The organism is Metasolibacillus meyeri, assembly GCF_003049505.1.
Lineage (GTDB): Bacteria > Bacillota > Bacilli > Bacillales_A > Planococcaceae > Metasolibacillus > Metasolibacillus meyeri.
In genome coordinates this window covers 1-22,193 of sequence record NZ_PYWN01000040.1, presented here as the reverse complement: position 1 = coordinate 22,193, position 22,193 = coordinate 1, and the positions used below count along the sequence as shown (strand labels likewise).

Here is a 22,193-nt window from a genome sequence, read left to right as displayed (position 1 = left end):
AGATGTGTATAAGAGACAGATTGTTATTTGTGTCAATTCCTTTTAAAACATATGCTGCACCGAATTATTACTCAGGAGAAGATTATGACTATAACACAAGTGATGATGGAAAGGTTTAAGAAGAGGCTCAAGCACAAATAATCTGCTTGCTCCCCCTTCCAAACAATTAGAAAACCCGAACAATAGCAAGTCACTTTAAACACGTTCCTTGCCAAAATTGTTCGGGTTTTACTTTGATTATTTTTCAACTGGTACGACAGCGCCGCCCCATTCATTTAAAATAAAGTCTTGAATTTCTTTTGAATGTAATACGTCGATTAATTTTTTAATCGCATCGCTATTTTCATCGCCTGCACGTGTAGCAATGACGTTTACATATGGTGATTCTGAGCCCTCAATTGCAATCGAATCATTAATCGGATCTAATTTGAAGTCAATCGCGAAGTTTGAGTTAATAACAACCGCATCACCTTCACCGTTTTTATAGTATGTTGTTAGCATTTCTGGTGCAGAGCTTGCATCGATTACTAAGTTTTTCGGATTGGCTACAATATCATCAATTACTGCAGCAGTTTTATCAATACCATCTGCCAATGTAATTAAACCTAAGTTTTCAAACAATGTTAAAATACGACCTTGGTCCGTAACTGAGTTTGAAATAATGATTGTTGCACCATCTGGTAATTCATCAAGCGCTTGATATTTTTGCGAGTAAATAGCGATTGGCTCGATATGAATCCCACCTGCATTTACAAAGTCATAGCCTTTTTCAGCGATTTCATACTCTAAATAAGGAATATGTTGGAAGTAGTTAGCATCTAAAGCACCTGACTCTAAATCTTGGTTTGGTAATACATAATCTTGATATTGTTGAATTTCTAACTCTACACCTTGCTCAGCTAAAATGGGTTTTGCTTGCTCTAAAATAATATCGTGTAAGCCATATGATGCACCTACTACTAATTTTGTTGGCTCAGTTGTTTCTGTTGTGCCATTATCGCTTTCTGTGTTGCTACCTGTATTTGCTTCTTCTTTATCATTTTCCTTTGCACCACAAGCTACTAATACTAGTGCAAGGACTGATAATAATAAGATTGATAACCATTTTTTCATATTCTTTCTTCCTCTCTTTTTTCACTTTCTATATGTCAACAAGTACCCTTGTAAAGACCTAACGTTTATCGACTTTCGTCGTAATGACATCGCCAATCCACTGTAAGGCAAAGACGATGACTAAAATAAGAATTGTTGCTATTTGCACGACATCATTGCGGTCACGTTGGAAGCCATCAATAAAGGCTAATTGTCCTAAACCACCTGCCCCTACAATACCTGCCATTGCTGTGTAGCCAACAAGTGCAATAGCTGTCACCGTAATACCTGAAATCAGCGCGGGCAATGATTCAGGAATCAGGACTTTAAAAATGATCGTCGATGTTTTTGCACCCATCGAACGCGCCGCCTCAATGACACCTTTATCAATTTCACGCAAGGCGATAAGTACCATGCGTGCATAGAATGGCGCAGCACCAACAATTAAAGCGGGTAATGCAGCGTTTGTTCCACGCATTGTCCCAACAACGAATAATGTAAATGGAATTAATAAAATAATTAAGATAACAAATGGAATCGAGCGGAAAATATTAACGAGCGACCCCGTAATAAAATGCACGGTTTTATTTGCCCAAAGCTGATGCGGGCTTGTTAAAAATAGTACAATACCGATTGCTAACCCTAAAATAAAGGTAATAACGGTAGACATCATCGTCATATAAACCGTTTCATAGGCTGCTTGCCACATCTTATCCCAATTAACATTCGGAAATAATTGCTCAACCACGCTCAATCACCTCCGTTTGAATATTATTTGTTGCAAGTAGTTGTAAAGCACCTTCGATATTTTCTTGAGCTCCATCGATATGCACAATGAGCGTACCGTAAGGACCGTTTGCGGTATGTGAAATAGCACCATGTACAATATTTATTTCTACATCAAATCGCTTAATTAACTGCGACATAATCGGCTCTTTTGTCGACTGCCCAACAAATGTTATACGCACAATTTTTCCTGTTGGATAGCTCGCAATAATTTGCTCGATTGATTCCCTCGTCTCACTTGAGTCCGACACTTGTGAGACGAAATTTTTTGTAATCGTTGCTTGCGGATTTTGGAACACTTCGAGGACTTTGCCTTGTTCAACTACTTGTCCTGCCTCCATGACTGCAACACGATGACAAATTTTTCGAATAACATGCATTTCATGTGTAATTAAAACGATTGTTAGCCCTAGCTTTTTATTAATATCAAGCAACAGCTCTAAAATTGCCTCTGTCGTTTCCGGATCTAATGCCGATGTTGCCTCATCACAAAGCAATACTTCTGGATTGTTCGCTAATGCACGGGCAATCCCTACACGTTGCTTTTGTCCACCAGAGAGCTGTGAAGGATAAGCCTGTTCTCTGCCTTTTAGGCCGACAAGCTCGATTAGCTCCTGTACACGGATTGCTCGCTCACTTTTGCTGACACCAGCAATTTCTAATGGGAATGAAATATTTTCTTCAACCGTTCGCGACCAAAGTAAATTGAAATGTTGAAAAATCATGCTTATTTTTTGACGTGCTTGACGCAATTTTGCACCAGAAACCTGGGCAATATTTTCACCATTCACAATGACTTCACCAGTTGTTGGCTTTTCCAAGCCATTTAGCAAACGAATCATCGTACTTTTCCCTGCACCACTGTAACCAATAATGCCAAATATTTCTCCTTGCTCTATCGATAAATCGACACCCTGAACAGCGGTCAAATCACCATTCTTCGTTTTGTAAACTTTCGTTATATTAGATAATTGAATCATCGCTCTGCTCCTTTAAAAAATCAAAAAAGCCTTTCTACTTTGATTAAGTAGAAAGGCTTTACATAACAAGATGTATGATGAACCGTTCTCTCATCTTTCAAAGTATACACTTTGTGTGACTTGGCACCTTTTCACATATGTGATGGTTGCCGGGCTTCATAGGGCACTTCCCTCCACCGCTCTTTATAAGAGGACTTTATTTAATTTGTAAATTTAGTATGAATGTACTTTATCATGATATAAATGATGCGTCAACTACTTTTTAGTATTTCATATAAATTTAGTACGGATTGAAAGGCATAAATTTTTTCAATTTTGTCATCATCCCTTGCTATTACTAGACATGGGACGCTTTCCACCTGCAAATCAACCGCTAATTTTTCAGAATAATTTAAATTCATTTTTCCGATTGGTATAGTAGGCAATAGTTGTTCTACTACATCCATCATTTTCGATGCGATGGCACAAGTTCCACAGATCGGTGTATATAAATATAGTGCAAGCATACCTTGTTTATTTCGTTGCTCTTGCCACTGTTCAATTGTCCATTCTTCCATTACTATTCATCCTATTTTGTTCGTATATTTTCCTTTTTTAGCAGCGCTGCTAGTACAGCTGTTGGGGTTTCCGCTACTTCCTTATATTGTGCAGGAATTTCGAACTGCACGGCTTCCGAATAAATTCGCCTCATCAACTTGCGCATTTTTTGCCCTGATAAGTCTGCATCAAAAAGCGTATAGAAACTAAGATACTCATATGGTGCTAAAAGTTCAAGCAAACCGTCTTCGCTCATCGTTCCATTTGTACATAAAATAATCGCTTCTTCCGCAATCACTTGCTCAAGCTTTAATTTATCAGAACGCCCTTCCACAACCATACAAATCATTAGAATTCCCCTTTCATATATGCCAAAACACCAAAATCCAGCATGGACTTTGGTGTTTTTTATGTTTTATTCTGCAGTCATTTCTTCATATTGCTCAGCAGTCATTAACTCATCTACTTCAGATGTGTTTGATAGCTCAACAACAACCATCCATGCTTGCTCATATGGAGATTCATTTACGAATTCTGGGCTATCACCTAGCTCTTCGTTTACTTCAACTACTTTACCTGACACAGGTGCATATAGCTCTGATACAGTTTTAACTGATTCAACGCTACCAAATGGTTCGTTCAACTTTAATTCGTCGCCTACTTCTGGTAGTTCAACGAATACGATATCGCCTAGTTCATTTTGTGCGAAATGCGTAATACCAATACGTGCTTTGCCATCTTCAACTTTTACCCACTCGTGCTCTTTAGAATAACGTAATTCTGTTGGTGTGCTCATGAAAACCCCTCCAAATATGTAATACATTCATTTTCAGTTTGCCATATTTCTTCATTAAAAACAAGCTACTATTCGCGTTATTTCCACGATTCTAAGAAGTCAGACTCCTTGAAGCCTAACGTCACTTTTTGACCATCTGTTGTCAAGGGGCGCTTAATCAGCATCCCATCAGATGCTAGCAAGGCTAATTGCTCCTCCTCTGACATCTCTGGCAGCTTATCCTTTAAGCCTAGCTCCTTATATTTCATACCAGATGTATTGAAAAATTTCTTCAACGGTAGCCCACTTGCCTCATAAATTGCCTGCAATTGTTCCTTTGTTGGCGTTTCTTCTACAATATGTATCGACTCATATGCAATATGCTGGTCATCTAACCATTTTTGTGCTTTTTTACATGTTGAACATTTTGGATATTGGTAAAATCGAATTGTCATTTGCTAGTCGCTCCTTTTTCATTGCTTATTAAAAATAATATCATACATCACACAAAATTCTTTTAAAAAGCGCTTGAAAAATATTTTATATCATACTACCTTATCCTAGAAAGGTGGAGGAAAATATGAACATAACGATTGAAGAACTACCTGCATCAAGAATTGCCTATTTTCGAAGCGTTGGAGAATATGGTGGAGAGAAGAATAAAGAATTGATGGAAGCTTTTAAAGAATGGACAAAGTTACATGCTGTATTTGAACAATCTACTATTTTAGGTATGCCACAAGATAATCCTGCAATTACGGCAAAAGAAGACTGCCGTTATGATGTTTGCATGATGATTAGTGAAGGTTTTATTGTCACACCCCCCGCACAAGTTGGGAGATTCTCAGGTGGGAAATATGCCGTTTTCTTGCTTGACCATACGAAAGAAGCCGTTAGCGAATTTTGGCGCAATGTTTTTTTCGAGATAGAGAGAAATCATTTATTCATTAGAGAACAGCCCATTATTGAAAGATACACAGCTCAAATGATTGATCAGCATTTATGTGAAATATTAGTTCCCATTCAGTAACGAATAGTAAGATTATTCCCTAGTTCAAAAGTAACGATTCGCCCAACGAATAGTGAAATTCGCCCGACCAAGTGGCAAATTTACCCAACGAACATCAGAAATCGCCCAACCATCAACTAAATTCGCCCAACCAAACAAAAAACAGAAGGCTATCCAAAAGTTCGGATAGCCTTCCCATCATATTATACGATATATTTCTCTGCCTCAATTAACTTTTCAGCAGCTTCACGTTTTTTCGTGATTAAGTTGTATGGATTGTTGCGTGTCAATTTGCGTAATGCCGATAACGTCATGCGACCTGCATCGCCATCAACTGAAGCAAGCAATGTGTCTTTTGCTTCTTTTTCAATTTCAGCAAATGCTTCTTGACAAAAGATTTGTGTGTATAGAAGCTTTTGAGTCGCTTTTTCTGCACCATCACGCTCAATTGCCTTTTGCGTACGGATTACCGTTGATTCCATTGCATATAATTGGTTCGCAATATTGGCGATTTTCACCAATACTTCTTGTTCTGCCTCTAATTTTACACCGAAGCGTTGCGCTGCTGCACCTGCTGCTAGTACCGCGATTTTCTTCGCGTTTTTCACTAAGTATAGCTCTTGTGCTAATGGCTCGTCGCTTACTTCTTCAGGCATCATCATTAATAGCTCTGATTGTAGGTTTTGTGCTACTTGTAATAATGGTAGCTCGCCTTTTAATGCTTTCTTCATAAATGTACCTGGTACAATCATACGGTTAATTTCGTTTGTACCTTCGAAAATACGGTTAATACGAGAGTCACGGTAAATGCGCTCTACTTCATATTCTGCCATAAAGCCATAACCACCGTGTAATTGAACCGCTTCATCTGCTACGTAATCTAATGTTTCAGAGCCGAATACTTTCGCAATTGAGCACTCGATTGCGTATTCTGCTACAGCGCCTGCAATCGCTTTGCCGTCCTTTTGTTCCTCTGCTGATAATTGACCTAAACGATCTTCAAAATAACCTACTGTGCGGTAGTTTAAAGATTCAGATGCGTAAATATGTGATGCCATTGTTGCCAGCTTTTCTTTTGTTAAGTTAAAGCTTGAAATTGGTGTATTAAATTGTTTACGCTGGTTTGCGTATTGTACAGCTAATTCAAATGCACGCTTTGAGCCACCAACTGTACCTACACCTAATTTATAGCGTCCGATATTTAAAATGTTGAAGGCAATAATATGACCGCGACCAATTTCACCTAATAAGTTTTCAACAGGCACTTCCGCATCTTCTAAAATTAATGTACGTGTTGAAGAAGATTTAATCCCCATTTTCTTTTCTTCTGGTCCTACTGAAACGCCTGGATATGAGCGCTCTACGATAAAGGCAGAGAATTTGTCGCCATCAATTTTAGCGTAAACAACGAATACGTCTGCAAAGCCTGCGTTTGTAATCCATTGCTTTTCACCATTTAATACGTAGTGTGTGCCCGCATCGTTTAGCTTTGCTGTCGTTTTTGCACCTAATGCGTCAGAACCTGAACCCGGCTCTGTTAACGCGTATGCTGCAATTAATTCGCCAGAAGCAAGCTTTGGTAAGTATTTTGATTTTTGCTCATGGTTACCGAATAATACGATTGGTAATGAACCGATACCAACATGTGCACCATGTGTAATCGAGAAGCCACCCGCTACAGACATTTTTTCTGCGATTAAGGCAGAGGAAATTTTATCTAAGCCTAAGCCCTCGTATTCTTCTGGTACATCAGCTGCTAATAAACCAAGCTCACCCGCTGTTTTCAATAAACGAACAGAATGATCAAACTCATGGTGCTCTAAATTTTCGACAACTGGTAGTACTTCATTTGCTACGTACTCCTCTGTTGTTTTGGCAATCATTTTTTGCTCATCTGTGAAATCCTCTGGTGTAATAACACGATTGATATCTACTTCTTCTACAAGAAAGCTTCCGCCTTTAATAATATTTGTCATGATAAGTTCCCCCTTGAAATATTGTGAGTGCCAGGCACTCACACAATTCTCACACAATTCCCAATCTAGCTTTGTTATAGTATTTCAAACACACCTGCAGCGCCCATACCGCCACCGATACACATTGTCACAACGCCATATTTGCCGCCACGACGCTTTAACTCATGGATTAATTTTAATGTTAAAATTGTGCCTGTTGCGCCAAGTGGATGCCCTAATGCAATCGCACCACCGTTAACATTGACTTTTTCCTCATCAATGCCTAAATGACGGACAACTTGCAATGATTGTGAAGCAAATGCCTCATTGATTTCCCATAAGTCAATCTGCTCCTGTGCTAGACCAGCGATTTCTAACGCTTTCGGCACCGCTACAATCGGTCCAATTCCCATCACTTCTGGTGCTACACCGCCAACTGCAAAGCCTAAAAACTTCGCAAGTGGCTTTAAGCCTTGTGCTTCTGCTTCCTCTTTATCCATAACAAGAACAGCTGCCGCACCATCTGAAGTTTGTGAAGAATTCCCTGCTGTTACAGAGCCTTTGACATTAAATGCTGGACGCAATTTTGCTAAGCCTTCAACTGAAGTGCCTGGACGTACGCCCTCATCTGTATCGAAAGTAAATTTCTTTTCCTGTAGCTTGTTATTTGCATCTACATAATGCTGAACCACTTCAACAGGTACGATTTCATCTTTAAACTTACCTTCTTTAATCGCCTTCTCAGCTAACTCATGTGAACGTACTGCGAATTTATCTTGCTCTTCACGACTCACTTCATAGCGTTGTGCTACTTCCTCTGCTGTATGCCCCATGCTCATATAATATTGCGGTGCTTCCTCTGCCAGCTTTGGATTTAAGCGAATTGTATTTCCTGTCATTGGAATCATACTCATCGACTCAACGCCACCTGCTAGTATTGCTTTTGAATGACCAAGCATAATACGCTCTGCAGCATACGCGATTGTTTGTAAACCTGATGAACAGAAACGATTGACTGTTAATGCTGGCGTTGTATCTGGTAAGCCTGCTAATGCGCCAATATTACGTGCTACGTTCATGCCTTGCTCTGCCTCTGGCATCGCACAGCCTATAATTAAATCATCGATTGGTCCTGTGTAACCAGCTCGATTTAATGTTTCCTTTACTACAAGTGCACCAAAATCATCTGGACGAACTGTTGCAAGTGACCCCTTTTTCGCTTTTCCAATCGGTGTACGAGCACCTGCTACAATGACGGCTTCACGCATCATTATTATCCCCCTTTTTACTACTAGCTTTTATTAGTTACGTAATGGCTTTCCTTTTACAAGCATGTGTTGCATACGCATTTGCGATTTTGGATCAGCAACTAATTGTAAAAACGCCTCTTTTTCTAAGTTTAATAAGTATTCCTCTGTTACCTCTGTTCCGTATGGTACTAAACCACCTGCAATGACATAAGCAAGCTTTTTGGCAATTTTTAAATCGTGCTCACTAATATAGCCTGATTGGAACATGCCTTGCGCGCCTAATAGCAATGTTGCGTAGCCTGGTGCTCCAACAACTTTCACCTTGTGCTTTAACGGTGCTGTATAGCCAGCCTCGTATAATGCAAGTGCTGCTTGCTTTGCATCGTATAATTGGTGGTCTGCATTGACAGAAATACCATCTGCAAAGTTTAAGAAATTGTTTTCTCGCGCCTCTTCACCGGAAGTTGATACTTTAGCCATCGCAATTGTTTCGAATACTTTCGTTGCGATTGCTTGATAGTCGATTTCTACACCGTTTGGCAAGCCTTTTAAGAACTTTTGGTAAAGACCGATATTACCGCCACCGCCTGGGATTAACCCAACGCCAACTTCTACAAGCCCCATATACGTTTCAGCAGATGCCTGAATATGTGCTGCTGGTAAGCAAACTTCCGCACCGCCACCTAATGCCATTTGGAATGGTGCTGCAACGACAGGTTTACTGCAATATTTAATGCGGCGCATCGCTTTTTGGAACGCACTTACGACAAAGTCTAGCTCGAAAATATTGTCGTCCTGTGCTTCCATTAAAATCATGCCTAAGTTTGCACCGACACAGAAGTTTTTACCTTGGTTACCAATAACTAAGCCTTTATAGTTCGCTTCCACTTCATCGATTGCAAAGTTCAACATTTGAATAATGTCTAAGCCAATCGCATTTGATTGTGAATGGAACTCTAATAATGCAACACCATCGCCTAAATCAATTAAACTAGCACCCGTATTTGATTTAATGACACCGTGCTTTTTCTTATAGCGCTTTAAATCAATTACTTTCGAGTTTGTCGGTACTTTTTCATATTCTGTCCCATTGTAAAACGCTAAGTCACCATCGATTTCCGAGTAGAATTTGTCAAAGCCTTTTTCTAGTAAACCTTTAACGAATGCTGGTACTTCTCGACCTTCTGCTTCCATTTTCGCAACGGAATCTTTTACGCCGATTGCATCCCATGTTTCAAATGGTCCTTGTGTCCAACCGAAGCCCCATTTCATCGCATTGTCAATTGCTACGATATCATCTGCAATTTCACCATGTAACTGCGCTGAGTAAATTAATGTTGGTGCAAATACGTTCCATAATAATTCCCCTACACGGTCGTTTGCGTAAACAAGTGTTTTCACTTTATTTGCTAAGCCCTTTGCTTGCTTCGCCATTTCTAATGAAGGCGTTTTCAGTTTTTTCACTGGCTCATATTCGAATGTTTGTAAGTTTAATTCAAGAATTTCCTTGCCCTGCTTTAAGAAGAAGCCCTGACCTGACTTCGCACCTAACCAGCCATTGTCAATCATCTTTTTCACGACTGGTGATTCTGCAAATACTTGTTGCTCCTCGCCTGTTGTATTGTCATAGACGTTTTTCGCAACATGTGCAAATGTATCTAATCCCACAACATCAAGCGTACGGAATGTCGCTGATTTCGGGCGACCAATAACAGGGCCTGTAACAGAATCAACCTCACCGATTGAATAGCCACGCTCCTGCATTTCACGCATCGTCACAAGCAATCCATATGTACCGATACGGTTGGCGATAAAGTTCGGTGTATCCTTCGCGATTACAACGCCTTTACCAAGTACATCTTCACCGAATTCGCGCATAAATGCGATAACTTCTGATGCAGTTGAAGCTGCTGGAATCACTTCTAAAAGTTTTAAGTAACGCGGTGGGTTGAAGAAGTGTGTTCCTAGGAAATGCTTTTGGAAGTCCTCTGAACGCCCCTCTGCCATCGAATTAATGCTAATGCCTGATGTATTCGATGTAATAATTGTGCCTGGCTTTCTCACCGCATCAATTTTTTCATATAAGCTCTTTTTAATGTCTAAGTTTTCAACAACTACTTCGATAATCCAGTCCACATCTTTTAGCTTTTCTAAATCATCCTCAAAATTCCCCGCTGTGATTAAAGCTAAATTTTGCTTTGAAGATAATGGTGCTGGCTTTTGCTTTAATAATTTTTGCATTGCTCCTTGCGCAAAGCGATTTCGTACTGTTGGATGCTCAAGCGTTATCCCCTTCGCTTGTTCCTCCGTCGTTAATTCCTTCGGTGCGATATCCAACAATAATGTCGGAATGCCGATATTCGCTAAATGTGCCGCAATGCCTGACCCCATAACTCCTGAACCTAAAACGGCTGCTTTTTTAATGCTGTAAGCCACGAGTAATTCCCCCTTGTGCAATCTTTTGAATGAACAGTCATTCATTTTGTAGCGAAAAAAAATAGCTCACTACTAAAATAGTATTTTAAAACATCTTTTCTGTCTTTAGTGTAGTTTATTTCTTTCATTAAAGCAATATTTTTTTCACGCTATTTTCAAAAAATTGAAAAAGAGGCTTCTATTTTGAAAAGGAAGTCTATATAAAATAGGCTCGTTAAGCATTATCACAAAACATGACGAATTTTCCAAATCGGTGCAATTGATTAAGCTAAATTTCTTTCGCTACTTCATAAAAATGTGTACACTAATCATAAAGGAGTGATAATCAAATGGAACAAGTAACAACATTAGAACAATTTAACGAGCTTACTTCTACAGATCAAGCAGTCGTTATGAAATTTTTCGCAGGCTGGTGTCCAGATTGCACACGTATGGATATGTTTATCGACCCAATTATTGAGGAATACAACCAATATAAGTGGTATTCAATTAACCGCGACGACTTCCCAGAATTAGCGGAAAAATATCAAGTAATGGGCATTCCATCATTACTCATCTTTAAAAATGGCGAAAAATTAGCGCACTTACATAGTGCAAATGCTAAATCACCTGCACAAGTAACTGAGTTTTTAGACGCACAAGCATAAAAACAAGCTCCCGACAGATGGGAGCTTGTTTTTTTGTTTGGTTGAGCGAATTTAGTTAATCAATGAGCGAATTTCCTTATTCATTGATCAAATTTGCTGTTTGGTTGAGCGAATTTCGCTGTTCGATGAGCGAATCACTACTTTTGCACTAGAGAAGCCGCATGTAATACGAAGTTTTTCATCATCATTTAATTTTTCATCTCACGGAAATACTTCTGTGGCTCTTTATAAATAAATGTCGTATTTGGGATGGTTTCAGCTTTTCGTTCATAGCCACTTAATTTATTAATAATTGAAGCCAATCGATTTTCAACATTTATATTTTTAATAAAGCGAATTCCATAACCAAATACATCTCCATGTTTCTCTTCCCACCATCGCAGCTCTCCCGCAATCTCAAAATGCTCGCCCATAATATTAAATGTTACATTAAATTTCATGTCTTGATTAACGGGCAGTTTTAAGTTAGATAATATTTTGAGGCCGCCTAAGCTTATATTCTCAATTAAAATTGGTGTTTTTCCGACCGTTATTGCATGTCCATTAAATTCGGTAATTGTTAAAAAGCCTAATACTGGATATGAGAAACGATAGCGATAATATTGTCGCCTTTCTACTGTTACAGCCCTTTTATATTTGCTTTTTGGTATCACATAGCCTGTTTTTAAAATTGCCTTGAAAGTAGACTCTTTTGCAGGCTTTGAAAAAATATGCCCTTGCACATAATCGCATTCTAATTGCTTTAAAAATTCAAGCTGTTCTACAGTTTCTACACCTTCAGCAATTACTTCCATAGTCAATGATTTTGCTAAATAGATTATCGATTTAATAATCGCATCATCAATACTATTTTCTTCAAATAAATTTTGAATAAATACTTTATTTAGTTTCAAGACATTCGGTCTTATTTTTCGGATATAGTCTAATGAAGAATATCCTTTTCCAAAATCGTCAACGACAATTCGGATGCCTAGCTGTTTAAAATCTTCAATAGATTCACTAATTATGTTTTCATGTAAAAACGTACTTTGATTTATTTCAAAACGCAATAAAGCTGGATTGATATTGTACTGCTTTATTAATTGCGTGACTAAATCATAAAAGCCCTTTTTCAATAGACGCAGTGCCGGAATGCTAATGGTAATCGGCTTTAATAGGAGTTGCTCCTCTTGCCATGCTTGCATGGATTGAAGCACTTTTTCTAATAACCAATCGGTAATCGGGTTAATTAAATGGTTTTCTTCAGCTAAGGGAAGGAACTCCTCTGGCATAACAAGTCCCCAGTCTGGATGGTTCCAGCGAATATAAGCCCTTGCCCCAGTTAACAGCCCTTTTCTTGTATCAACTTGCGGTTGATAAAATACAGCAAATTGTTTTTCAGTAATTGCTTTTCTCATATCTCGCTCTAACATATATTGTTTAAACGTAGAGATATTTGTAACGTGCGATGAAAGCTCGTAATTATTCTTGCCTTTTTTCTTGGCTTCTTGTAAGGCATTATGTGCTTTTTCAAGCAGTGTTCTTTCGTCTGATGCCTCCTCAGGATAAAATGAAATCCCTATACTTGCCGTCACATTTACCTCAAATTCTTGAATTGTAAATGGCTGTCGAATATTTTTTAATATGTTCTCAGCCAAAGCTAATATATCATTTTTATTAGCATGATCTGGAACAAGCATTAAAAAATTATTATTACTCATTCGGGCAATTGCACCATTTTTAGGTGTCATATCTCTCAATCTTTGCGCTAATATTTTTAAAGCTTCGTTGCCGATTGAATAGCCCAATGAATTATTAATTAGATGGAAACGGTCAATATCAATGTTTAACATAGCAAAACGTTCTTTATTTTTCGTAAACTCGCCTAAAGTTTTTCTCATTTTTGCTTGGTTTGGCAAACCTGTTAATGCATCATATTGCGCTAAATATAGCAGCTCCTGCTCCATTTCTATTTCTCTCGTAATATCGAGCACCAGCCCAAATACATTCGTTACGTCACCCTGTTGATTAAAGCGAGGTATGATTTGTTCCAGCAGCCATTTTTTATCGCCATTTAGACAAGTAATTGCATAAATTTCTTGCACCTTCTCGCCTGCAACGACACGTGCCTTCGCTTTATTCATCGTATCGATATAATCTTCATTCACAAGCTCAAACCAAGCTTGATCATTTACATAAAGCGTTTTTGTTGGAAGGCATAGTATTTCTTCCAGCCCTTTCGAAGCGTAAATGAAGGGGCCATCCATTGATTCACGCATCCAAATACCCGAAGTCAAGTGATCGAAAATATATTGATATTCATCTCGACTTTCTTTTAAGGCAATTTCAAGTTGGCGTTCAATCGTTGCATCTTTTACAACACCCATTAGTTTATAAGGTGCTCCATCTTTCTCAATAATCTCTATATGTGCCTGTATAAAGCGCACCTCATCATTGCGAATAATACGAAATTCAGTTTTATAGTTGTCTGTATACGCAAGAATTGGCACTGTCATTTCAACATCATCAGGATGCACATTTTGGAATAGATTCTCTAGTGAACGGCTGTCGACCTCTTTTAATCCTAAAATTTGAATGAGATTATCCGAGCAAATAAGCTTATTTCCTTCTATTAAATACTCCCAGCTACCTATTTGTGCAAGCTGCTGTGCATAATTCAGATGCTTGTCACTTAAAATAAGTTGCTGTTCAAGTAAATACTTCTCTAAATTGTTGCTTACTTTCACATAGACGCTTGTTATTTGGTCACCTTCTTTAATAGGTACAAATGATAGAGTAAGTGGTAACTCTTCAAGCTGCTTATTGCGAACAGTAATATCCACTTGTTCGGTCATCCCATTTAATGCACTGATAAAGCTTATTTTTAATTGCTTCCATGTTTGAGGAGAAGTAAATTTTCGAAAGTCGTTTGTGGATGTGATTTCTGTTCCAAAAAACGCTTCCATCTTCTCTCGGCTTGCTACATATAATTCTCCTTGCCGTGAAAACACAAATACAATTTCCGGATCATTTGTCACGAGTGAAGTATAAAATTGTAGTAAATCATCATGAGTTGTTTCCATCACATATGATGAGCTATGACCATCATCTTTTCTTTTAGAAAACACATTAAAGAAACGGTTTTTGTTGTTCGGCGTTTTCATACTTACATCCCTCCCTATGAGAAAGTGCACTATTATTAGTATTAATTATAGTATAAAAGAACTTTTTATTTAATGGGTATTTAGAATTATATGAATATTTTTAATAATTATCTCTGAAAAAAAGAGACGTATCTGAACAGTAACTTTAAAGCATAACCTCGGCGATAATGATGGTTATATTTTTATATTATAGGAATATTTACGTTATTGAAAGCAGGATCGCAATTTTTTTTGTGCGATAGCAACTCGCCAGATAGTATATTTAATATAGAAACAGGGCTGTACGAAAGGATTTTTCCCTTTTCGTACAGCCCCTATTTTCAAACTTTCACTCTATTTCCTAATGTTAAAACAATAATCCCTGCAAAAATCATAGTAATACCTAGCCAAGATGTCCATGCTAAATATTCGTTTAAGAAAAACGCCCCGAGTAACGCAGCCGTCAATGGCTCCGCTAAACTTAATGTTACCGCAGCAGAAGATGGCACTGCACGCAAGCCACTCAAAAATAATATATACGCAACACTCGTCGTCATAATGCCCATATATACCATTGATAGCGCATTAGATGGCGCAGCAAGCCAGCTCCAGCCGTCAGCCCATGCAAGTGGCACTAAAAATAAAGCGCACAATGTAAAGGTCATTGCGACGGCAGGCAATGTAGCCGCTTTTTCAGCTAATCGCTTGCTAACATTTGTATATAGCGCAAACATACTGCCACCACATAATGCGAGCATAACACCAAAGCTATTGACAATTGTATCGCCACCAATTACGAATAGCAAAACACAGCCTACAATCGCAAAACTCGTTGAGACCGCCCATACTTTTGTTGGTTTCACTTTCCAAAAAAGCCACTCAATAATGCCTGCAAAAATAGGTGCGCTACCAATTGTCACAACGGTCCCAATGGCTACGCCTGTATAGCGAATAGATGAGAAAAACAAGCATTGGAAAAGTGCAATTGATACTGCCGCCAATATGTTCCACTTCCAAGGCCATTTTTGCCATTGAATGCCCTTAACAAAAAGAACAAAAATTAATAATATGCCGCCTCCGATAGCCGAGCGCACGCATGCCACTGCAAATGGCGAAATATCCCCTTGTAAAAATGTTTGCGTCGTACCAGTTGTTCCCCATAAAATAGCAGCGAACAGCACTGCAACATATGGTAATAGATTCATGTTCATAGCCTCCGTTTAGTTAAAATATGATTAACGAAGGTTTGCTGGTACATCCTGTTCAAATAATGGTTTCCAAAGCATTAAGTCTCCTCCTCTCACTTCATAGATGCTTCCTCTAAAGTTTGTAAATAATAATAGGGAGTTGACCTTTCCGTATATATTTCTTGATACTGGATATCAAAAACTTCTGCACCTACCATACGCACTGTTAACAACTCTTTCAGCAATAAAGGCATCTCCATTGCATCTAAAATAGTAGTTTGCATTAATACCCCGTCCTGAACAAAGGCAATATTTGTGTTAGCCCCATCAAAAGTATACAAAGGCTCATCAGTCAAATTTGTTTGAAAAGGAGTTAGACCGTTAGTTTTGCTCAACTGCCCTCTTACAGATTGAAAATTATCGATATGTTCATTATAGTATACTAATTGATAATCGACATCTCTTAAATTGTCACCAATTTCCCCATTTATCACATGAATAGTAGCAGAACTTTCTAAAATAAAATACTGTGCTTGTGGATCATCTTTGAAAGAAGTAATTTCATAGTATCGCCCGTCTTTTTCAAGTATTACAAATACCTCTCTGTATTCAATCGTATTATTGCCTTGTTGAATAATACGCTTTTTCATGAAATGAACAATTGCATTTATATTATTTAGTTTTTGAGGTGATTGGACATTGACAGCTACAGGCTGATAGTCATCAATTTGAACAATTTGTGCTGTTGGAGCCTCCTGAGATGTTAGCCGCAACGTTTTTGGCGCTTCAAACTGTTCAAAAACAAGCCAATCCTCATATATATCTTCCAATACTTTAAATTCATTTAATCCCCATCGACCAACCTTTAAAGTATGAATATATATTTCTCCATCTGTTACGTCTTTGTGCGCTATATAAACTTGATACAAATCACCCGCGTCAAGTGACTGTACTTTAATCATTTTTAATGTTTTGAAATCAATATTTTCATACTTTAAAAATATCTCTTTATTAGATGCAGTTACATTGGTTAATGAAACTTGCTCCATTGCCTCATAATCTTGTTGTACAATGGCCTGTAAATAAGCTACTACCGCTTCAGCAGCTGGCTTAGGTAACCTTTCTGCAAATTGCTCTATATTTAGCTCATTGCCAAGCCGTATTGGCTCGCTCGCAGGAGGCAACAAATAAATGATAAAGGCTAGACAGGCGATAGTAATCAATGCAAAAACAGGCTGAATAATTGATATTAAGCGGCGTTTTTTTGGCTTCTTCAGCATTTTTTGTACTTTCTTCTCTGTCAGCCAACGCTCCTCACCGATTACCGCATCTATTCCTTTTTTAATTTGTGAATCGCTCATCATATCCACTCCCCTCTAAGCTATATTTAAGCTTTTCTCTCCCTCTACGTAGTCGCGTTTTCACTGTATTAACAGAGCAATTTAAAATTTCTGCAATCGTTTCTACTTTCATATCTTTGTAATAATAAAGCACGATGACTTCACGGTATTTGATTGGTAATGCGAGTACTGCATGACCGATTTGCTGCTGCTCGCTATTGGTTATCGCCTGCTTTTCCGCTGAGCTAGCGCCTTGAAAAATTGTTTGAATTTTCATTGTCAGTACAGTGTTTTTATAGCTCCAGCTTCGTAAATAGTCGTAGCTACGATTAATTGTCATACGATATAAATAAGTTCGGTAGCTCGCAGCGCCACGAAACTCTTGCTGCTTTTCAAAAGCCTTTAATAGCACATCCTGTACGATATCCTCCGCTATCTCCTTGCTTTTGACATATGTAAAGGCGAGCCGTAACAGCTCCTCACCATGCTCATGAATAAACTGCTCTAGCTGTGACAACGGCTATCCCTCCTTTTTCGTTTCACGTTAGACGGAGCACTTATTGATTTGGTTTCAAACTTGAAACTAACTTTTGTTTTAAACGTATAATAACTGGGGAGGGATGACAATGCGTGTGATGTTAAATAATATAGAAGGAAAGTCACAATACGATGCGAGTGTTCATCCAAACTATCAAAATTCAGCGTGTGGACCAACAACAGTGCATGTCATTTTGCAATATTTTAATATAGAAAAAGATGTGAATGCGTTATATAAACAGCTCGGCACAACAAAAATTGGTTTATTTAAATGGCGTTTAATTAAACGGCTACGCAGTATGTTGGGTACTCGTTTTACGATTCAAAGTTGCTCGCTCGCTGAAGCTTTGACACAGCTTGAACAAGAATATCCTGTCGCATTAAAATTTGACCAATATTTCAGCTGGCAATGGCGCTCAAAAAAGAAGCCTTTATTTAAATATCATTGGGTACCGTTAATTGGCTATGAACGAAAAAATGAGGAGCTTTATTTGATTATTCATGATAACGGTGGCCGAGGACGAAGCAGTCAAATACGCGCATTTCGCTATGAGGATAATAAGCATGTGTTGAGCTTTGTGAAGATTGAACAAAAATAAGGAAAGTAGCTCCTGAAAAGCCACTTTCCTTATTTTCTACGTTCATTTAAAGTTTCACCTTTAAATTGTTTGAAAATGCTTTGCAAATACTGTGTTCCGTAAGCTTGCAGCAATAATTACACCTAGTACTGCACCGATTGTACTTGATACTAAAAAGGCTGGCATGAAAAATAATGCCGTCACAGATGTCCCCATTAATATTTTAGCATATGGAACGGCGACTAATGAAGCGATCACCCCTGTACCAATGATTTCACCGATACCAGCTAGCCATGCTTTATGGCTATATTTATAAGCAATTGCTGCTAAAAAGGCACCAATCACACTGCCTGGAATCGCAAGCAACGAGCCTGTACCTGTAAAAATACGTACTAATGCTGTCACAAATGCGATAACAACAGCCGGCACAGGTCCTAACAATATAGCGCTTACTACATTGACTGCGTGCTGAATTGGATAAGCGCGTGCAATCCCCGTAGGAATCGATACAAACATAGAGCCTGCTACTGCAATGGCTACAAGCAATGCCATTACTGTTAATTTACGAACTGACATCAACAACACCTCTTATTCAATTGTTTCTGAGATTGCTCAGAGTTATTTGTGGATTCTTATGGTTTATTTGCGTTTTCCGCGAGATATCTGCGCTTTCTTCGGATTTATCTGCGTTTTTCTCAGGATATCTGCGCTTTCTCAGGATTTATCTGCGTTTTTCCCGAGATATCTGCGCTTTTTCAGGATTTATTTGCGCTTTTCTCAAGATATCTGCGCTTTCTCAGGGTTTATTTGCGTTTTTCCCGAGATATCTGCGCTTTTTCAGGATTTATTTGCGTTTTCCCCGGGATATCTGCGCTTTCTTCGGATTTATTTGCGTTTTTCTCAAGATATCTGCGCTTTCTCAAGATTTATCTGCGTTTTCCCTGAGATATCTGCGCTTTCTTCAGATTTATTGGCGTTTCCTCCATTCCCTTCTAATAAAAAATGCCGTACCCACTAAAATAAAGAGGGACGGCATAAAATGAGCATATATCATTTAATGTCGCCACTTCCCTACGCTAATATGAGCTAGATCAGGTTCAAAGGGTCTGCATAGTTACATATACATCTCAGCCTTTCAAAAGGCACCCCTAGTGGTACAAACAATTTTCTTCTATTATCACGATTATTCTCTTGTTCGTCAATGGTGATTTCGTAGTAACAAGCTGTGAGAGACTCCCACTGATTGAAGGTTCACTTTATAATCCTAATGAACGTGCATGACGTGTAATTAAACGCAAGCCGCGATTTTCTAATTGCGCTACGACCGTCTCGTTAAAGGTTGGCATAACTAGCTCATTCAGCTCTGCTTCAATTGCTGCATCGCAATTGATTGTTGCCAGCTGATGTGATAGCTTTAGCATCTCAACATTTTCATTAATTTTCATTCGCTGCGCAGGCTTCAGTTCATCAAGTGCGGCTAATACGCCATCAATGGAGTGGTATGTTTGAATGAGTTGCAAAGCCGTTTTTGGACCAATGCCTTTAACACCTGGATAACCATCGCTTGCATCCCCCATAAATGCCTTGACTTCTGCAAATTGCTTTGGTGTGATGCCATATTCTTCGCGAAAACGTTGTTCTGTGTAAGTATCATATTCCGTATAGCCTTTTTTCGTAAAAGCAAGCGTTGTCGCTGGATTTAGCAATTGCAATAAATCACGGTCGCCACTAATGACCGTAATATTGGCATCGCCTTTCCACTTTTCAGTCATTGAGCCGATTAAATCATCCGCCTCTAAGCCACTAATTCCAAAGTTTTTCCAACCTATTATTTCAGAGACATCCTTTGCCATATCAAATTGTGGTAGCATCTCCTCTGGTGGTGCGGGACGATTTGCTTTATAACCTTCAAATAAATCATTGCGAAATGTATGCATCCCCATATCCCAGCATACTGCTACATGCGTTGGCTTCATTAAATTTTGTGCCGTCAACACATGGCGTGCAAAGCCTTGTACACCATTTGTAGGTGTGCCATCATCCAAACGAATATATTGCTTCATCGCAGCAGAGGCAAAAAACGAGCGAAACAACAATGCCATGCCGTCGATAATTAATAAATGTGGTTTTTCCATATGTATTCCTCCATTTCACTTATTAGCATAGCATATATCGTCTATAAACATCATCAAGGCAACGCATCTATCGAAAACTTGGGATAAAATTGAAACGTGGAATAAATCCTTGAAAACGTAGAATAAACTTCGAAAAACGTGGAATAAATCCTTGAAAACGTAGAATAACATCACAAAAAGCTGCTCACATTTTCATTGAGCAGCTTCCTCTTACCTATTAAGGCATTAAATGTTGTGCAATTTTCTCTACATCTTTATTAAATACGCGGTCCTCTGTAATGCCTGCAGCGATTTCGCGAATTTCTTGCCATTTTTCACGTAGCTTTGGTGCCATTTTCTCAACATCGCGATATTCAACGGCTGTTGCTGCGCAAAATGCCTCAATCGCTAAAACACGACGTGTGTTTGCGATAATATTATACGCATGGCGTGCGCCTGTTGTTCCCATGCTTACATGATCCTCTTGGTTCGCAGAGGAAGGGATGGAGTCAACAGATGCTGGATGCGCTAATGTTTTATTTTCTGATACAAGGCTGGCTGCTGCATATTGTAAAATCATTGCGCCTGATTCTAAACCTTGGTGTGCGCTTAAGAATGCTGGTAGCCCTTCGCTTAATGCTGGATTGACTAAACGTTCAATACGGCGTTCCGAAACGTTCGCTAATTCAGAGACACCAATTTTCAAGAAGTCCATCGCGAAAGCAATTGGTTGACCGTGGAAGTTACCACCTGAAATAACGATATCCTCTTCATCAAAAATTAATGGATTATCTGTTGCTGCATTCATTTCAATTTCTAGTTTTTCCTTCACATAATTCAATACTTGCCAGCTTGCCCCGTGAATTTGTGGAATACAGCGCAATGAATATGGATCTTGCACACGCACTTCACCTTGTGATGTCATTAGCTCACTGCCTTCAAACCAATCACGCATACGTGCCGCTACATCACTTTGCTCTTTAAAGCCGCGCACCTCATGCACCGCTGGATGGAATGCATCTTTAATACCACGCAAGCTTTCCAATGTTAAACCACTAATCCATTCACTCGCATATGCCAACTTCTCTGCTTCAATGTAGTTAACAACACCTTGTGCCGTCATGGCTTGTGTACCGTTTATTAATGCAAGACCTTCCTTCGCTTGTAATACGATTGGCTCTACTTCATATTTGTCCCATACATCCTTAGCTGCCAAGACTTCGCCATCGCGTAAAACTTCACCTTCACCGATTAACGTTAATACTAAATGAGATAGTGGTGCTAAATCGCCAGATGCGCCAAGTGAGCCTTGTTGCGGAATAGCTGGATGAATTTTCTCGTTCACCATCATTGCCAAGCGTTCTAATACTTCATAACGAATACCCGAGAAACCTTTTAATAAAGCATTTAAGCGTAACACCGTCATCGCGCGTGTCACAACTTCTGGGAATAATTCACCGAAGCCACAAGCATGTGAGCGAATTAAATTAATTTGTAATGCGCCTACTTCGGCCTCTTCGATTTTTACATCGCTAAATTTCCCAAAGCCTGTATTAATACCATAAACTGTTTTATCATCACGTACAATGCGCTCTACATGCTCGCGACTTTTCAATACGCGTTGCTTTGCTGTCTCATCAATTGCAATTGTTTCACCTTTATATAAAATCGCTTTCATTTGTTCAATTGTTAATTCACTACCATTTAAATAAATCATCTTGTCATCCCTTTCAGTTTGTTTCCTCTCTCATATTATTAGCTAAAAAATAATATTTTTCTAGTCATTTTTTCAACAAATTCCTTTACTGCAATAGAGAGAAAAAGAGAATTAATATTTTAAAATAATTT

The 22,193-nt window shown here is 38.7% G+C and carries 20 protein-coding genes and 2 riboswitches; of the genes, 3 read left to right on the top strand and 17 right to left on the bottom strand.

Annotation, left to right across the window (positions count from 1 at the left end; genetic code table 11):
• Positions 1–237: 237 nt before the first annotated feature.
• The 7 genes from C9J34_RS07090 to C9J34_RS07060 all read right to left on the bottom strand — a co-directional run bounded on the left by C9J34_RS07090 (position 238) and on the right by C9J34_RS07060 (position 4,625).
• On the bottom strand, positions 238–1,113 hold the full coding sequence (locus tag C9J34_RS07090) for a MetQ/NlpA family ABC transporter substrate-binding protein (RefSeq protein WP_107839160.1): 876 nt from the start codon (positions 1,111–1,113) through the stop codon (positions 238–240).
• Positions 1,114–1,171: 58 nt separating this feature from the next.
• Positions 1,172–1,840, bottom strand: coding sequence for a methionine ABC transporter permease (locus C9J34_RS07085; RefSeq protein ID WP_107839159.1), 669 nt, complete (start codon positions 1,838–1,840; stop codon positions 1,172–1,174).
• A complete protein-coding gene (locus tag C9J34_RS07080) occupies positions 1,833–2,858 on the bottom strand; it encodes a methionine ABC transporter ATP-binding protein (RefSeq protein WP_107839158.1) in 1,026 nt (341 codons plus the stop codon). Before C9J34_RS07080 ends, C9J34_RS07085 begins: the two co-directional genes overlap by 8 nt.
• Before the next feature lie 87 nt (positions 2,859–2,945).
• Positions 2,946–3,050: riboswitch (SAM riboswitch) on the bottom strand.
• A 59-nt stretch (positions 3,051–3,109) separates the two neighbouring features.
• Positions 3,110–3,415: a thioredoxin family protein gene (locus C9J34_RS07075; protein ID WP_107839157.1), complete on the bottom strand. Its 306-nt coding sequence runs from the start codon at positions 3,413–3,415 to the stop codon at positions 3,110–3,112.
• Positions 3,416–3,426: 11 nt separating this feature from the next.
• Positions 3,427–3,744 (bottom strand): toprim domain-containing protein, encoded by a 318-nt coding sequence (locus C9J34_RS07070; RefSeq protein ID WP_107839156.1) that lies wholly within the window; start codon positions 3,742–3,744, stop codon positions 3,427–3,429.
• A 66-nt stretch (positions 3,745–3,810) separates the two neighbouring features.
• The gene (gene gcvH / locus C9J34_RS07065; RefSeq protein WP_107839155.1) at positions 3,811–4,191 is read right to left on the bottom strand and encodes a glycine cleavage system protein GcvH; all 381 of its coding nucleotides are present in this window, start codon (positions 4,189–4,191) and stop codon (positions 3,811–3,813) included.
• Positions 4,192–4,268: 77 nt separating this feature from the next.
• Entirely contained in the window at positions 4,269–4,625 is a 357-nt protein-coding gene (locus C9J34_RS07060) for an arsenate reductase family protein (RefSeq protein WP_107839154.1), read from the bottom strand.
• A gap of 125 nt (positions 4,626–4,750) precedes the next feature.
• Here C9J34_RS07060 and C9J34_RS07055 point away from each other — a divergent pair, with 125 nt between their 5' ends.
• Entirely contained in the window at positions 4,751–5,200 is a 450-nt protein-coding gene (locus C9J34_RS07055) for an AraC family transcriptional regulator (RefSeq protein ID WP_107839153.1), read from the top strand.
• Between the two features lie 182 nt (positions 5,201–5,382).
• Here C9J34_RS07055 and C9J34_RS07050 read toward each other — a convergent pair whose 3' ends face one another.
• The 3 genes from C9J34_RS07050 to C9J34_RS07040 all read right to left on the bottom strand — a co-directional run bounded on the left by C9J34_RS07050 (position 5,383) and on the right by C9J34_RS07040 (position 10,820).
• Positions 5,383–7,155 carry an acyl-CoA dehydrogenase family protein gene (locus C9J34_RS07050; RefSeq protein ID WP_107839152.1) on the bottom strand — a complete coding sequence of 591 codons (1,773 nt, stop codon included), beginning with the start codon at positions 7,153–7,155 and terminating at the stop codon, positions 5,383–5,385.
• 74 nt (positions 7,156–7,229) lie between these two features.
• Positions 7,230–8,402, bottom strand: a complete 1,173-nt coding sequence (locus C9J34_RS07045; protein ID WP_107839161.1) for an acetyl-CoA C-acetyltransferase — start codon at positions 8,400–8,402, stop codon at positions 7,230–7,232.
• 33 nt (positions 8,403–8,435) lie between these two features.
• The gene (locus tag C9J34_RS07040; protein ID WP_107839151.1) at positions 8,436–10,820 is read right to left on the bottom strand and encodes a 3-hydroxyacyl-CoA dehydrogenase/enoyl-CoA hydratase family protein; all 2,385 of its coding nucleotides are present in this window, start codon (positions 10,818–10,820) and stop codon (positions 8,436–8,438) included.
• A gap of 329 nt (positions 10,821–11,149) precedes the next feature.
• On the opposite strand from C9J34_RS07040, the gene C9J34_RS07035 reads away from it, so the two are divergent.
• Positions 11,150–11,467, top strand: coding sequence for a thioredoxin family protein (locus C9J34_RS07035; RefSeq protein WP_107839150.1), 318 nt, complete (start codon positions 11,150–11,152; stop codon positions 11,465–11,467).
• A gap of 188 nt (positions 11,468–11,655) precedes the next feature.
• Here the strand turns inward: C9J34_RS07035 and C9J34_RS07030 are convergent, their stop codons facing one another.
• The 4 genes from C9J34_RS07030 to C9J34_RS07015 all read right to left on the bottom strand — a co-directional run bounded on the left by C9J34_RS07030 (position 11,656) and on the right by C9J34_RS07015 (position 17,633).
• Positions 11,656–14,610: an EAL domain-containing protein gene (locus tag C9J34_RS07030; protein WP_107839149.1), complete on the bottom strand. Its 2,955-nt coding sequence runs from the start codon at positions 14,608–14,610 to the stop codon at positions 11,656–11,658.
• Between the two features lie 320 nt (positions 14,611–14,930).
• Positions 14,931–15,794, bottom strand: coding sequence for a DMT family transporter (locus tag C9J34_RS07025; protein WP_107839148.1), 864 nt, complete (start codon positions 15,792–15,794; stop codon positions 14,931–14,933).
• Positions 15,795–15,889: 95 nt separating this feature from the next.
• Positions 15,890–17,137: a hypothetical protein gene (locus C9J34_RS07020; protein ID WP_153062617.1), complete on the bottom strand. Its 1,248-nt coding sequence runs from the start codon at positions 17,135–17,137 to the stop codon at positions 15,890–15,892.
• Entirely contained in the window at positions 17,118–17,633 is a 516-nt protein-coding gene (locus tag C9J34_RS07015; RefSeq protein ID WP_107839146.1) for a sigma-70 family RNA polymerase sigma factor, read from the bottom strand. The genes C9J34_RS07020 and C9J34_RS07015 overlap by 20 nt, the downstream gene beginning before the upstream one ends.
• A 109-nt stretch (positions 17,634–17,742) precedes the next feature.
• Here C9J34_RS07015 and C9J34_RS07010 point away from each other — a divergent pair, with 109 nt between their 5' ends.
• Complete coding sequence (locus C9J34_RS07010) at positions 17,743–18,252, top strand: C39 family peptidase (RefSeq protein ID WP_107839145.1); 510 nt, start codon at positions 17,743–17,745, stop codon at positions 18,250–18,252.
• Positions 18,253–18,312: 60 nt separating this feature from the next.
• On the opposite strand, the gene thiW is transcribed toward C9J34_RS07010, so the two are convergent.
• From thiW to hutH, 3 genes are all read right to left on the bottom strand, one after another.
• Positions 18,313–18,807 carry an energy coupling factor transporter S component ThiW gene (gene thiW, locus C9J34_RS07005; RefSeq protein ID WP_107839144.1) on the bottom strand — a complete coding sequence of 165 codons (495 nt, stop codon included), beginning with the start codon at positions 18,805–18,807 and terminating at the stop codon, positions 18,313–18,315.
• A 475-nt stretch (positions 18,808–19,282) separates the two neighbouring features.
• Positions 19,283–19,391: riboswitch (TPP riboswitch) on the bottom strand.
• A 96-nt stretch (positions 19,392–19,487) separates the two neighbouring features.
• Positions 19,488–20,366 carry a 5'-3' exonuclease gene (locus tag C9J34_RS07000; protein WP_107839143.1) on the bottom strand — a complete coding sequence of 293 codons (879 nt, stop codon included), beginning with the start codon at positions 20,364–20,366 and terminating at the stop codon, positions 19,488–19,490.
• Between the two features lie 217 nt (positions 20,367–20,583).
• On the bottom strand, positions 20,584–22,062 hold the full coding sequence (gene hutH / locus C9J34_RS06995; RefSeq protein ID WP_107839142.1) for a histidine ammonia-lyase: 1,479 nt from the start codon (positions 22,060–22,062) through the stop codon (positions 20,584–20,586).
• Positions 22,063–22,193 lie beyond the last annotated feature (131 nt).